This is a genomic window from Novosphingobium sp. TK46 (genome assembly GCF_055361525.1).
In genome coordinates, this window is sequence record NZ_CM143963.1 from 2,044,229 (window position 1) to 2,058,108 (window position 13,880).

Annotated in this window: 14 protein-coding genes and 1 other annotated feature; of the genes, 7 read left to right on the forward strand and 7 right to left on the reverse strand. The window is 63.6% G+C overall.

The features are described 5' to 3' along the window. Positions 1–19 precede the first annotated feature (19 nt). From ACXJ1Z_RS09830 to ACXJ1Z_RS09840, 3 genes are all read left to right on the forward strand, one after another. Positions 20–559, forward strand: a complete 540-nt coding sequence (locus ACXJ1Z_RS09830; protein ID WP_463776334.1) for a GNAT family N-acetyltransferase — start codon at positions 20–22, stop codon at positions 557–559. An 86-nt stretch (positions 560–645) separates the two neighbouring features. Continuing rightward, the gene (locus tag ACXJ1Z_RS09835) at positions 646–1,491 is read left to right on the forward strand and encodes a MipA/OmpV family protein (protein WP_463776335.1); all 846 of its coding nucleotides are present in this window, start codon (positions 646–648) and stop codon (positions 1,489–1,491) included. 133 nt (positions 1,492–1,624) lie between these two features. Beyond that, complete coding sequence (locus tag ACXJ1Z_RS09840; protein WP_463776337.1) at positions 1,625–1,999, forward strand: hypothetical protein; 375 nt, start codon at positions 1,625–1,627, stop codon at positions 1,997–1,999. Positions 2,000–2,050: 51 nt separating this feature from the next. Here the strand turns inward: ACXJ1Z_RS09840 and ACXJ1Z_RS09845 are convergent, their stop codons facing one another. Further along, positions 2,051–2,644, reverse strand: coding sequence for a uracil-DNA glycosylase family protein (locus ACXJ1Z_RS09845; RefSeq protein WP_463781224.1), 594 nt, complete (start codon positions 2,642–2,644; stop codon positions 2,051–2,053). Positions 2,645–2,827: 183 nt separating this feature from the next. Beyond that, positions 2,828–2,883: a sequence feature (sul1 is cis-regulatory element that is thought to sense ions involved in sulfur or methionine metabolism; They are found in Alphaproteobacteria), on the forward strand. Between the two features lie 71 nt (positions 2,884–2,954). Between ACXJ1Z_RS09845 and ACXJ1Z_RS09850 the strand changes: the two genes are divergently transcribed. Continuing rightward, positions 2,955–4,436: a SulP family inorganic anion transporter gene (locus ACXJ1Z_RS09850; protein ID WP_463776338.1), complete on the forward strand. Its 1,482-nt coding sequence runs from the start codon at positions 2,955–2,957 to the stop codon at positions 4,434–4,436. Positions 4,437–4,456: 20 nt separating this feature from the next. Here the strand turns inward: ACXJ1Z_RS09850 and ACXJ1Z_RS09855 are convergent, their stop codons facing one another. The 6 genes from ACXJ1Z_RS09855 to pyrE form a co-directional block, all read right to left on the reverse strand. Continuing rightward, positions 4,457–5,659 carry a DUF3089 domain-containing protein gene (locus tag ACXJ1Z_RS09855; RefSeq protein ID WP_463776339.1) on the reverse strand — a complete coding sequence of 401 codons (1,203 nt, stop codon included), beginning with the start codon at positions 5,657–5,659 and terminating at the stop codon, positions 4,457–4,459. A gap of 48 nt (positions 5,660–5,707) precedes the next feature. Continuing rightward, positions 5,708–6,856 (reverse strand): AI-2E family transporter, encoded by a 1,149-nt coding sequence (locus tag ACXJ1Z_RS09860; RefSeq protein ID WP_463776340.1) that lies wholly within the window; start codon positions 6,854–6,856, stop codon positions 5,708–5,710. Beyond that, a complete protein-coding gene (gene lepB, locus ACXJ1Z_RS09865; protein ID WP_463776341.1) occupies positions 6,853–7,761 on the reverse strand; it encodes a signal peptidase I in 909 nt (302 codons plus the stop codon). The genes ACXJ1Z_RS09860 and lepB overlap by 4 nt, the downstream gene beginning before the upstream one ends. A gap of 13 nt (positions 7,762–7,774) precedes the next feature. Beyond that, a complete protein-coding gene (gene acpS / locus ACXJ1Z_RS09870) occupies positions 7,775–8,176 on the reverse strand; it encodes a holo-ACP synthase (protein ID WP_463781225.1) in 402 nt (133 codons plus the stop codon). A 76-nt stretch (positions 8,177–8,252) separates the two neighbouring features. Continuing rightward, positions 8,253–8,987: a pyridoxine 5'-phosphate synthase gene (locus ACXJ1Z_RS09875; RefSeq protein WP_463776342.1), complete on the reverse strand. Its 735-nt coding sequence runs from the start codon at positions 8,985–8,987 to the stop codon at positions 8,253–8,255. Between the two features lie 13 nt (positions 8,988–9,000). Next, positions 9,001–9,585: an orotate phosphoribosyltransferase gene (gene pyrE / locus ACXJ1Z_RS09880; RefSeq protein ID WP_463776344.1), complete on the reverse strand. Its 585-nt coding sequence runs from the start codon at positions 9,583–9,585 to the stop codon at positions 9,001–9,003. Positions 9,586–9,783: 198 nt separating this feature from the next. On the opposite strand from pyrE, the gene coxB reads away from it, so the two are divergent. The 3 genes from coxB (at position 9,784) to ACXJ1Z_RS09895 (ending at position 13,877) form a co-directional block, all read left to right on the forward strand. Next, positions 9,784–10,956, forward strand: coding sequence for a cytochrome c oxidase subunit II (gene coxB, locus ACXJ1Z_RS09885; RefSeq protein WP_463776345.1), 1,173 nt, complete (start codon positions 9,784–9,786; stop codon positions 10,954–10,956). Between the two features lie 26 nt (positions 10,957–10,982). Then, complete coding sequence (gene ctaD, locus ACXJ1Z_RS09890; protein ID WP_463776346.1) at positions 10,983–12,671, forward strand: cytochrome c oxidase subunit I; 1,689 nt, start codon at positions 10,983–10,985, stop codon at positions 12,669–12,671. Positions 12,672–12,974: 303 nt separating this feature from the next. After that, on the forward strand, positions 12,975–13,877 hold the full coding sequence (locus ACXJ1Z_RS09895; protein ID WP_463776348.1) for a heme o synthase: 903 nt from the start codon (positions 12,975–12,977) through the stop codon (positions 13,875–13,877). Positions 13,878–13,880 lie beyond the last annotated feature (3 nt).

Here is a 13,880-nt window from a genome sequence, read left to right on the forward strand (position 1 = left end):
TGGGGCATGTTTCACACCGATGACAGACGAGCTAACCATTAGCGACGCGTCCGAGCAGGACGCCGACGCCATTGCCGAGATCTACGCGCATTACGTTCTGGATAGCTCGGCGAGCTTCGAGACGGAGCCGCCGGATGCGCAAGTCATGGCTGGGCGGATCGCCAAGATCCTGGGGGAGGGGTATCCCTGGCTAGTCGTGCGCGACATCAGCGGGCGCATCGTCGGTTTCGCCTATGCGCAGAAGTTCGGACCCCGCGCCGGCTACGCCTACAGCTGCGAAACGCACATCTTCGTGCGAAACGACACGCTCGGGCGCGGGATCGGCACCATGCTGATCAACGCGCTTCTGCTCGCCTGCGAGGAACGAGGCTACCGGCAGGCTTTCGCGCTTATCGCGGGAACCGAGCCGGCGTCGGTCGTGCTGCATGCGCGAGCGGGCTACTTGCCCTGTGGCACTCTGATCGGCGCAGGGTGGAAGCACGGGCAATGGAACGACGTCTTCATGATGCAGCGCAAGCTGGGTGCCGGTAACGAGACGTTACCCGAAGGACACACTTGATCATAATCATGCAACCCGGGCTGCGTTGCTGCAACGCGACGGTATATGACGCGTTCAGCCGCAAATTCTCACAAGGTTCACCATTCATGCGCAAGCTCACCCTAGTCGCCGGCCTCGCCGCCGCGATCGTTTCATTTCCGGCTTTGGCGCAGGACGCTTCCAGCGAAAGCGCGCTCGATGGTGACTACCTCACCGTGGGTGTCGGCGGCGTCTATATCCCCAGCTATCGTGGTTCGGACGACTACGTGGTAACGCCGGTCCCGGTGGTGCAGGGCCGCTATAAGGGCATCGAGATCAATCCGCGTGCCGGCGGCGTCGCCCTCGACCTCATCCCCGATGCCAAGGATGCGAAGATCGGCTTCTCGTTGGGCCCGGTGGCGACGTATTCGGGCAATCGTGCGCGACAGATCAAGGATGACATCGTCAAGCGCACCGGAAAGCTTGACGATGCCGTCGAGCTTGGCGTCACGGCGGGCGTGACCGCGTACAAGCTTCTCAATCCCTATGACCAGCTGTCGCTTTCGGCCGATGTCCGCTGGGACGTCGCCAGCTCGTACAAGGGCATGGTCTGGACACCAAACCTGACCTACGTGACCCCGCTGAGCAAGGGCTCGCTGGTCACGCTGAACCTCAGCGCTCATCATGGCGACGGCAAATTCAACCGTTACTTCTATTCCGTCACTCCGGCGCAGAGCCTGGCGACCGCCGGGGTGCTTCCGGCCTACAACGCCAAAAAGGGATGGGACAGCGTCAGCGTCGGTGTGCTCGGTGCCTACGACCTCGATGGCAACCTGCTCAATGGCGGCTTCGCGGTCTTCGCGGTCGGATCGTACGGCAAGATGCTGAACGCCGGCAAGAACACGCCGTTCACCAGCGTGGTCGGCGATGCCGATCAATGGATCGGCGGCCTGGGTGTAGGCTACACCTTCTGATCCGGCGGCCCGGTATGGCATGACCGCCGTGCCGGGCCTCGTTCATGTACGGGATGTTAGCGGTATCACGACGACGCGGGACGAACCGTCCCCGTCAAGCACCCCCGAGGGGTGCGAGCCAAGGATACCCGCCATGAAGAAGTCCGCATCCTATCCTTCGCTGACGCTCGCGTTGTCCATCGGATCGCTGCTTTGTGCCCCGTTGGCTGGCGCCAAGCCGGTCACGTCGGAACCAACATATGGGCAGGCGACGCCCGAGGCGGCGCGAGCGGCGCTCAATCGGCAACAGGCGCTGGACGCACAAAGACAACTTGCCGACAACGCTGCGAGCCTGAGCGCCAATCAGGCTGCCGAGATCGCCCGCGAAGACCAGATCAAAAGCGATCAGGCCGCCTGGGAAGCGGAGAAAGCCCGCCTCGCATCGGAGCATGCCGCGGCCATGGCCCTTTGGCGTGAAGATGTCGCCGCATGCCGGTCGGGCGATCGCACCCGCTGCCGCCATCGCTGAGCGGTACGGGGCTGCCCCACTGATCGCATGAGCACGTTGGCACGTGCATGATCAGCCCATGCGCCAGAGCATCGCGGCGACACGCTGCCGCAGATCGGGCAGTACCTCGGCCTCGAACCAGGGATTGCGTTTCATCCATAAGCGACTGCGCCAGGCGGGATGGGGCAGGGGGAACAAGCCGGACGGCGCCTCGCGCCATTGTCGCACCGCCTCGGTCATGTTGGGAGCGAACTTGCGCGGCAGGTAGCGTTTTTGCGCGTGCATTCCCACGAGCAAGGTCAGGCGAACATCCGGCAACATCGCCAGCAGACGGTCGTGCCACAAGGGTGCGCACTCAACGCGCGGCGGCAGATCGCCGCCTTGACCCTTGCCGGGGTAGCAGAACCCGCTGGGCATCTGGGCCACTCTGGTGATGTCGTAGAACGTGGCGTGATCCACCCCAAGCCAACCGCGCAGGCGATCGCCGCTATCATCGTCCCAGCCGATCCCGCTTGCATGAACCTTGCTGCCTGGGGCCTGCCCGATGATGAGCAGTCGCGCACGGGCCGAGGCTGCCACGAACGGTCGAGGCTCATGCGCCAGGGCGCCGGCGCACACCCGGCAGTCGCGGATCTGGCCAAGGAGGGCATCGAGAGTTTCGTCGATCACACCTGCCAGATGTGACGCGCGCCAGCCGCGTACAAGCCTTGTCACGAGACGCCTGCCAAGGTGACGGCCGGCTGCTCTCAGCGTCCTGCCAGCAGCGGGGACAGCCGAAGCTGTCATTGTGTCAGGAACGGTACCTGTGTTGCCTAGGGTCACGATGACGGGTAAGGCGCCGGCCACTCGCTAGGACCCGGTGGAATTCCGGGTGGCTATTCCGGCCGCCGATCCGCCGGATAACGCACGCCGTTCCGCAATACCGAACCGCCGCGAGGGCGGCGCTGCGGCGGCTTTCGCGAAAAAGATCCAATTCATGACGACAGGTACTTTCGATCGGTATCGTGCCGAATGGTTCACCTCGGCTGCGGGTGCCCGGCGCGATGTGCTGGCGGGAATGGTGGGCACCTTCGCCCTGATCCCGGAGGTCATCGCCTTCTCCTTCGTCGCCGGCATCGACCCCGAAGTCGGCCTGTTCGCGTCCTTCGTGATCGGCATCGTCATCGCCTTTGCCGGCGGACGCCCCGCGATGATCTCGGGCGCGGCGGGATCCGTTGCGTTGGTCGCGGCGGCGCTGGTCCACAGCCATGGCTTGCAGTACCTGCTGGCGGCGACATTGCTGGCCGGCACGCTGCAGATCGTGTTCGGACTGCTGAAGCTGGATGTCCTCCTGCGCTTCGTCTCGCGCTCCGTGCGCACCGGGTTCGTCAACGCTCTGGCGATCCTGATTTTCTCGGCGCAATTGCCGCAGATGCTGGATGTCACCTGGCATACCTACGCGATGATCGCGCTGGGCCTCGCGATCATCTATCTGCTGCCGCGCCTCACCACCTCGATCCCGTCGCCGCTGATCTGCATCGTCGTGCTCACCGCCATCAGCGTCGCTGTCCCGATGCCCCTGCGCACCGTGAGCGACCTGGGAAGCCTGCCGCGGTCGCTGCCCTCGTTTGCCTTTCCGGACGTCCCGTTGACGCTGCAGGCGCTGCGCATCGTCGCGCCCTACGCCTTCGCGATGGCGGCGGTTGGCCTGCTGGAGTCGATGATGACCGCCAGCGTGGTCGACGACCTGACGGAAACCGGCAGTTCGAAGGCGCGCGAGTGCACCGGTCTTGGACTTGCCAACATCGCGGCGGGGTTGTTCGGCGGCATCGCCGGGTGCGGCATGATCGGCCAGACCGTCGGCAACGTGCGATACGGCGGTCGCGGCCGCATCTCGACGTTGGTTGCGGGCGTGTTCCTGCTGGTGGTGATGGTGCCGCTGCGGCCATGGGTCGCGCAAGTGCCGGTCGCGGCGCTGGTCGCGATCATGATCATGGTGTCGATCAGCACGTTTTCGTGGGGGTCGCTGGCGGATCTTGCCCGTCATCCCAAACTGTCGGGCATCGTCATGCTGGCCACGGTGGCGGTGACGGTGGCGACGCACGATCTATCCGCCGGCGTCGCGATCGGCGTGCTGCTGAGCGGCGTATTTTTCGCCTTCAAGGTCACCAGGCTGATGAACGTCGCCGTCGATCGCGACCTGGCGGGCGGGACCACGACCTACACCGTCACCGGACAGGTTTTCTTCGCCAGCGCGGACATCTTCGCCGAGCAGTTCGACACGCGCGATACGGCCCGGCGCATCCGCATCGACCTTACCGCGGCCCATCTTTGGGACGTGACCGCAGTCGCGACGCTCGACGAGGTCGTGTCGCGCATGCGCCGTCACGGTAGCGAGGTCGAGATCCTGGGTTTGAACCAGGCCAGCGCCATCCTCGTCGATCGACACGCCCCCTTGGTGCGTGAGCAGGGGCGGTGACACGGGGGCGGCAGATAGCCCTAGCGCGCGGTTGACGCGGCCTTGTAGGCGGCAACCCGCCGGGCGAAGTCGGCTCGCAGGTTCGACCAGAACAGCGTCATATCGTACAGGTGGTAGTTGTTACCGGGCAGGACATAGGGTCCCATCTCGAGTTCCGGCGGCGGTCCGATATGCAGCAGGTGGTCCGCGCCGCATGCTGCAGGAACGACTCCAGCGGTCAGGTAGCCGGTGCCCTTCATGATATCGGGCACCAGCGTGCCCAGGTTGTCTTTGGCCGCAGACTTGCCATTCTCGATGCCATCGACCGGATCGACACAGATGAACTCCGGATTGGTGCCGACCTCCTTGCCGTCGAGACCACGCCGGCGCGCATAGGCCCGCAGCAACATTTCGGTTTCCGGCGGATCGGCAAACGAGAGATAGCTTACGACGCAAGCGGTCGATCGTGCTTCCTTGCACGCGGGCATCTTCATCAGCGGCAGGTCGCGTTCCACGGAAACCGGCCAGCCGATGACGTAGGCGACGACGATGCGCTTGGCCAATGGCGTGCCGGCAATGTGATCGCGAATCAGGCGCCGCAGGTGGAAGGCACCCTGGCTGTGTCCAACAAGCACGATCGGCTGATCCGAGCGAATGCGTTTTACGAACGCATCAAACGCTTGCGCTACGTCGCGATATGCCAGGTCGAGCGCTTGGGTGGCCTCGGGGGCATCGGTCAGGAACGCGCCGATCGCCGCCTGACGATAGCGCGGCGCCCAGATGTCGGGGCTGGAATTGAAAGGGCTGGCCATGCCCTGGACGAACAGACGCGAACGCTGGCGTGAGACTTCGTCGTCCAGCGTGGCGTTCCAGCTCGTCCGGCTGACGAGGCCGGTGGGATGCACGAAAAAGACCGCTGCATCGACTTTCTGGTCGATCGTGGCGGCGACGGGGGCATCGCTCTGCGCAACCGTCTCCTGGTCGGTCTGTGCGGCCTCGCTCTCCTCGGCTTGTGCGTAATTGGAGGGCAGCCATCGGCTCGGATCATTAGGCATGCCAGGCCGTGCCAGCCACATGTTGGGATCGTCATAGCTTGCTTCGGCAAGGCGCGGCTGATCCGTAAACTTGGCCGAGGGTACGAATGCGATCTCGGTCAAATCCTGCGCATAGATGCGCAATAGCAGCAGGGTTGCCAGGACCAGTACGATCGCACCGATGATGATGTACAGAAACTTGCGCGCCATAAGTGCGCGGGCCCTAGCGCATGGTCGCGACCGAAGGAACTGCGCGTTTTACGGTTCGGTGGCTAACGCACTTTGGCTCCCTATCGCACGCCGCGCCCCGCCGTCATGATCCTGATGCTCCTGATTGCGGTTGGCCTGGCGTTCCAGCCACACCTTGATCATCGCCACCATCGGATCGGCCAGCGCCAGTCCCAGGATCCCGAACAATACGCCCATGATCAACTGCGCCGCGAGCACCAATGCCGGGGGCAGGTCGACCGTTTTGCGCGCGATAATCGGCACGATTATGTATCCGTCGACGGTCTGGACGATCCCATAGACGATGATGGTGAAGATACCCATGTCGGTGCCGCCTGAGAACCCGACAAGTACCATGATCGCGCCCGAGATCGGCGCGCCGATGTTGGGGAGGGCGGCCAGCAACGCGGTGATCAGGCCCAATAGGAATGCCATCGGCACGCCGTAGACTTGCAGCATGATCCAGGTGGCGACGCCTTCCACCGCCATGCCGAGCAGGCGGCCAAACAGCAGCCGACGCAAGGATCGTCCCATCTGCTGAGCGGTGCGTTCAAATTCGTCGCGCTTGTCGGCCGGGAGAATCCACGCCACGCCGCGACGGTAGATATCGGGCTCGATCGCGAAATAGATGCCCAGCACCACGATCAGGAACAGGGTCGTCGCGCCGCCGATGAGGCCGCCGACCGCTCGGGTGACCTGCCCGATTCCGCCCATCGCCTGGCGCATCAGGCCCTGGACATCGCCGTTGTCGATCTTGATGCCGTGGCCCTTCAGCCATCCAAGGCCCTTGTAGAACTGACCCTCGATGGTGGCGGGCAACTGCGCCGCCTGCGATGCGATCTGGCTGCCGGCGAAGTGGATCGTCCACAACAGGAAGGCCAGCGCCGCGATCAGCACGATGGCGACGCGTATGCCGCGCCCGATCGGCAGCACCTTGCCGAGCAATCGCGCGCCGCCATCGATCAGCGCAGCAAAGACGATCCCGCCAAAAATCACCAGCAGCGATCCGGACAGGAACACCGCCAGGCCGAACGCAAGCGCTACGCCGAGCCAGGTCATCGCGCGCCGCACTTCCAGCCGCGTGCGGGGATCGCTGATATCGCTGGGCCCGGCGCGACCCTCTTCGATCTCCTGTTCGAGGTCGTGGGTCTTGTCGGGCTCGTGGGTGGTCGCGGTCATGCCGCGGGTGACCGTACCGACGTGATCGGCGGGCGAAGCGATGTTCCGGCGCGGCCATCGCGCAATGCATGGAACCAGCTCATCGGGTTCCAGGTCTGGCTGCCGTCGAGCGAAAAGGTGATGAACTCTGCGCGGCCTCCGATGTCGGAAAGGGGGACGGGGCCACCCAGACCATTACCCCATAAAGGCATGCGGCTGTCCGCCGAGTGATCGCGATTGTCGCCCATAAGAAACACCTGCCCCTCCGGCACAGTGACCTCTGGAAAGTGATCCAGCATCTGATCAAGGTGGTCAATGATCGTGTAACTCGCACCATTGGGCAATGTTTCGCGGTATGCGGGCAACTCGTACACGTCGCGGCCACTTGGCAGGCGGGTGCGGTACTTCTCGAAGGCGTCCAGGCACTGACTCTGATAGCCACCGTTGTCGCACATAAGCGCGTTTTCGACGGGCAACTGCACCGGCGGCTCGACCCTTTGCGGCACCGGTTTGCCGTTCAGCACGATCTGACCGTTGATCACCGCGACGCGATCGCCCGGCAGGCCGACGACGCGCTTGATTAGATCTTCCTTGCGGTTGCGCGGTACGACGATCACGATATCGCCATATTCCGGCGTGCCGCCCAGCAGGCGCCAGTTGCCGCGCGGTAGCAGGTGGAAGCTGATCGACGACCAGTTCCAGCCATAAGGATACTTAGCCACGACCAGCCGATCGCCGACCAGCAGGTTCGGCATCATCGAGATCGAGGGGATGTAGAACGGTTTGGCGACGAAGCTGTGAAAGCCGAGTACCGCGAGCAGCATCAGCAACAGGCCGCGCAATTCGCGCAGCCAGTTGATTCGCTCCGACCGGTCGCTCGCCGGTGCGTGATCGCGCAGCGCCGGCTCGGCGTTGGTCTTGCTCATCTGCGGATTTTTCCTAGGCGCGGCGGGCTTCGATGATCACGAAGGCCTGCGCCCATGGATGATCGTCGGTGAGCGTTAGGTGAACTACGGGCTCGTACCCTTGCGGGATCATCGCGGCGAGCCGATCGGCCGCGCCTCCGCTCAGAGCGAGGGTCGGTGCGCCGGACGGCGCATTGACGACGCCGATGTCCTTCATGAACACGCCGGCCTTGAAGCCGGTGCCGACCGCTTTGGAGAAGGCCTCCTTGGCGGCGAATCGCTTCGCCAGGGTTCCTGCGATCGTGTGCGGGCGGCGCGCAGCCTTGGCGCGCTCCACATCGGTGAACACGCGATTGAGAAAGCGGTCGCCGAAGCGATCGAGCGAACTCTGAATGCGCTCGATGTTGCACAAGTCGGAACCGAGGCCAATGATCATGGCTGTATTCCCGGACGTGGCCAGCGCGCCGTCAATCCCGCCTCGACGATCGCGGGCCAAGTTGACCGTGCGAAGCTCACCGAACTGCATCCATCAGTTCGCGCATCTTGGTTACGCTGGCATCGAGCCCGCAAAAGATCGCCTCGCCAATAAGATAATGCCCGATGTTCAACTCGGCCAGTTGCGGGATGGCGGCGATCGGCTGTACGTTCTCGTAAGTCAGGCCGTGACCTGCATGCGGTTCGATGCCGTTCTTGACGGCAAGCGCAGCCATGTCGGCGATCCTCGCGAGCTCCGCCGCGATGGCGTCCCCTGTGGCATGGGCATATTCGCCGGTGTGCAGTTCGACGACCGGCGCACCCAGCCGAAGGGCCGCCTCGATCTGGCGTGCATCGGGCGCGATGAACAGGCTCACCCGGATGCCTGCGTCCGCCAATCGCGCCACGAGAGGCGCGAGGCGATTGTGCTGACCGGCGGCGTCGAGGCCCCCTTCAGTGGTTCGCTCCTCGCGGCGTTCGGGAACGATGCACGCGGCATGGGGTCGATGCCGCAATGCGATTTCGACCATCTCGTCGGTCGCAGCCATCTCCAGGTTGAGCGGGAGGCCGGTCGCCGCCTGGACCCGCGCCAGATCCTCGTCACGAATATGGCGGCGATCCTCCCGCAAATGGACGGTGATGCCGTCTCCACCTGCCTGCGCGACGATTTCGGCAGCGCGAACCGGATCCGGATGTTCGCCTCCTCTCGCGTTGCGGATGGTCGCAACGTGATCGATGTTGACGCCAAGGCGCAGGGAACGGGTGATGCTCATCGTGCCATAACGCCTAGATCCTGGCGCGGCTGCCGGGCTTCACCGCTGGCTGCGCAGCAAGCTCGGGCGGCAATTCATCGGCTGCGTAGGTCGGGAAGGTGATCTCGACCAGCGACGTGAACGGCACGCCCAGATCGACGGCGCCGCCGGAACGATCGACCAGCGCGGCCGCTGCGATCACGTCTCCTCCCGCCGCGGTGATCGCGGCGATGGCCTCGCGCGAGGATTTGCCGGTGGTTACCACGTCCTCGACCATCAGCACCTTGTCGCCCGGCTCCAATGCGAAGCCGCGGCGCAATTCGAACACGCCTTCGGGCCGTTCTACGAACATGGCATCGACTTGCAAGGCCCGGCCCATCTCCTGGCCGATGATCACGCCGCCCATCGCCGGGGATACGACCTTGGCGATCTGCCGGCGCTGATCCTGCGGAAGCTTTGCGGCCAGCGCGGTCGCCAGGCGTCCTGCCCGCTCCGGATTCATGAGCACGCGCGCGCACTGCAGGTAATGTGCGCTGTGCCTGCCCGATGACAGCAGGAAGTGCCCTTCCAGCAGCGCCCTGCTCGCGCGGAACTCGGCGAGGACGGCTTGTTCCTCCATGGCGCGCTTGATCCTTGTTCAACTGCGACCCTGCGGGGGTCTTCGCGTGCTTGTCAAAAATTCCCCTAGAGGCGCTTGAGACACGCCGCAAGCGCGCGTATAGGCCCGGCACTAGGGGCAATTTTTCCCCCGGATCTGGACTGCGCTCGGCCATGGCTCGCCTATGCGCTGACACAGGGAATCGGGAAACCACGACGAATGAATTCCGGTAACCACGCTCGTGCCGCAAGCCGTGCACTCAAGGCCTTCGGGCTGTCACTCGCGCTGGCGATGTTGCCGCAGGCGGCACTCGCGGCTGCCGCGCCTCAGGCCGATTATGCCACGCCGGCTGCCGGTGCGCCGGGCGCTCAGGCTCCGGTCGCATCAGATAAGGGCGCTGCCCCTGCGGAGGCCGCCGGTAATCCGGTGAACAACAGCGGCCCCACTGCAGATACAGCGGCAAGCACGGCCTATACGCCGATGAAGCCCACGCCCGGCATCGGCATGCCGGTGGATGGTGGCATCGGCCTGCAGAAGCAGTTCTCGCCTACCGGTGAGTATGCGCACTGGATCCACGATCTCGTGCTCATCCCACTGATTGCTGCGATCGTGCTGCTGGTTTTGGTTCTGCTTGTCGTCGTCGTGTTGAAGTTCAACCGCCGCGCCAATCCCGTCGCTTCGCGGACCAGCCACAACACCGCACTCGAAGTGGCATGGACGCTGGTTCCGGTGCTAATCCTGGTATGCATCGCGGTTCCCTCGATCGATCTCATCGCGAAGCAGTACAAGACGGCTCCGGCCAAGTCGCTCACCGTCAAGATCACCGGCAACCAGTGGTTCTGGACCTACGGCTATCCGGACAATGGCGACTTCGAAGTCAACTCGTACATGCTCAACATTTCCGGTCAGCCGGTAACGAACGCGGGTATCCGTGAAGTCGGTTCGAAGCCCTGGGACGGTCCCGGGCATCTCGAAGTCGACAACCGCATGGTGATCCCGGCAGGTGAGCCGGTCCGCCTGCAGATCACGGCGGCCGATGTCATCCACTCGTTCGCCGTGCCCTCGTTGTGGTTCAAGCTCGACGCCGTGCCGGGACGCATCAACGAGAAGGTGCTCTTCGTCGAAAAGCCCGGCGTCTATTACGGCCAGTGTTCGGAGTTGTGCGGCGTGAAGCATGGTTACATGCCGATCGCGGTCGAGGCGCTGCCGCGTGCGCAGTATAACGCTTGGGTCCTGGCCCATGCCGGTGGCGTGATCGACGGTCAGAAGAAGATCGCCGATACCACGACAGCAGCGGCGCCGGCTGCTGACGCCAGCGATGCCGCGGTCCCCGCCGATAACGCGAGCGAGGCGGTTCCGGCCGTCGAGACCACGTCGTCGCCCGCCGCTTAACGATATTTAGTACGAAGGTCCCCGTAATGGCCACCACCGCAGATCAATTCCAAGGTCACGTCGAAGACCATCATCATGGTCACGCCGATCATGACCACAAGCCGAGCTTCTTTGCGCGGTGGTTCATGTCGACCAACCACAAGGACATCGGAACGATGTACCTGATCTTCGCGATCATCGCGGGGATCATCGGTGGTGCCGTGTCCGGCATCATGCGCGCCGAGCTGATGCACCCCGGTATCCAGTACCTGGGTGCGGTGGCATCGTTCTTCGGCGACGATGCGGCCGACTTCAATGCTACGCTGCATATGTGGAACGTGCTGATCACCGCGCACGGCCTGATCATGGTGTTCTTCATGGTCATGCCGGCGATGATCGGCGGCTTCGGCAACTGGTTCGTGCCGCTGATGATCGGCGCGCCGGACATGGCGTTCCCGCGCATGAACAACATCTCGTTCTGGCTGACGGTCGCCGGTTTCGTCTCGCTGATGTGTTCGGCTTTCGTGCCCGGCGGCCTCGGCAACGGCGCGGGCACCGGCTGGACGGTCTATGCACCGCTTTCGACCTATGGTTCGACCGGGCCAGCCGTCGACTTCGGCATCTTCGCGCTGCACTTGTCGGGCGCCGGCTCTATCATGGGCGCGATCAACTTCATCACGACGATCTTCAACATGCGTGCCCCCGGCATGACCATGCACAAGATGCCGCTGTTCGTGTGGTCGATGCTGGTCACCGCCTTCCTGCTACTGCTGGCGCTTCCGGTCCTCGCCGCAGCGATCACCATGCTGCTGACCGATCGCAACTTCGGTACGACGTTCTTCGACCCCGCCGGCGGTGGTGATCCGATCCTGTACCAGCACTTGTTCTGGTTTTTCGGTCACCCAGAGGTCTACATCATGATCCTGCCCGGATTCGGCATGATCTCGCAGATCATCTCGACCTTCTCGAAAAAGCCCGTCTTCGGTTACCTCGGCATGGCCTACGCCATGGTCGCAATCGGTGTGGTCGGCTTCATCGTGTGGGCACACCACATGTACACGACCGGCCTGAGCGTAAACACGAAGATGTACTTCACGGCCGCGACGATGGTCATCGCGGTGCCCACCGGCGTCAAGATCTTCTCCTGGATCGCGACGATGTGGGGTGGCAGCCTCGAGTTCAAGAGTCCGATGGTCTGGGCGCTGGGCTTCATCTTCCTGTTCACCGTGGGTGGCGTCACCGGCGTCGTGCTCGCCAACGGCGGTATCGACGACGTGCTTCAGGACACTTATTACGTGGTGGCGCACTTCCACTATGTGTTGTCGCTGGGAGCGGTTACCGCGCTGTTCGCCGGGTTCTATTACTGGTTCCCCAAGATGAGCGGCCGCTGGCACTCCGAGTTCCTGTCGCACGTGCACTTCTGGGTGTTCTTCGTCGGTGTGAACCTGATCTTCTTCCCCATGCACTTCCTCGGTCTGCAGGGTATGCCACGCCGCTACCCCGACTATGCCGAAGCCTACACGCACTGGAACGAAGTCGCGACGATCGGCTACATGGTCATGGCGGCCAGCATGGTGATCTTCTTCGTCAATATCGGCTACGCCCTGATCGCCGGGCGCAAGGCTGAGGGTAACTATTGGGGCGAAGGCGCAACCACGCTCGAATGGACGCTTTCCAGCCCGCCGCCGTTCCACCAGTTCGAGACGCTCCCCGTGATCGAGGACGCGCACCACTGATCAACGTACGTTCGTGATCAATGACAGGAAGGCAGGCGGGGCAACTCGCCTGCCTTCCTGTTTTCTGGCGGCGTCAATTCGATCCATGCGCCCCTGCTTGGACCGCGCTTCGAAGCAGGCTGTACCTCAGCGATCTGTCACGACATTGCGATCGCGCAGAGATCATCCACTTCATCATGCTGAGCGCCAGGGCCGCCGCTGAGTGTACAGTGCGTTTCCGAGAAGGGCTCCGACGCCCTCGCGAGCGACTGGACGCACGCTTTGGCTTTGCCGCCGCCGCCCGGCAGGCTTATAGGCAGGCGCATGACCGTAGCCGTAAGCCCGCCTCCCGCCGAATGGCGCGATTTCTTCGCGTTGACCAAGCCGCGCGTCATGAGCCTCGTGATTTTCACCGGACTATGCGGATTGCTCGCGGCGCCGGAACGCATTCATCCGGTTCTGGCCTTTACCGCGATCCTGTGCATCGCCGTGGGCGCTGGTGGCGCCGCAGCGTTGAACCAGTGGTGGGAGGCTGATCTCGACGCCGGCATGAAGCGCACCGCCGCCCGTCCATTGCCGCAAGGCCGGATGAACCGCACGGATGCACGCGACTTCGGGATCGCCATTTCCGTCGGTTCCGTCCTGCTGATGGGTCTCGCGATCAGCTGGCTGGCGGCTGCGATCCTGGCGATCTCGATCGTCTATTATGCTGTCGTCTATACGGTCTGGCTCAAACCACGCACACCGCAGAATATCGTGATCGGTGGGGGAGCGGGGGCATTCCCACCGCTGATCGGCTGGGTCGCGGCGACCGGGCATATCACGCTGATGCCGGTGTTGCTGTTCGCGATCATCTTCTTCTGGACGCCCCCGCACTTCTGGGCACTCGCGCTGTTCGTCCAGTCGGACTACGCGAAAGTCGGTATTCCGATGCTGCCGGTGGTCGCAGGCGAAAAGGCCACGCGTCGTCAGATCCTGATCTATGCCGTGCTGCTGCTGCCGCTCAGCGTGTTGCCGTGGTGGATCGGTGGTGCTGGCTTGATCTATGGCGTGAGCGCGGCCGCGCTCTCGCTGGTGTTTCTGGCCTTTGCATTGCGCGTGGGTTTGCGCGTGCGTACCGGCCCTGACGATACCATGAAGCCGGAAAAGCAACTCTTCGGCTATTCCGTGATCTACCTCTTTGCGTTGTTTGCGGCGCTGGTGGTCGATCGCTTCCTGCCGATGTAAGGA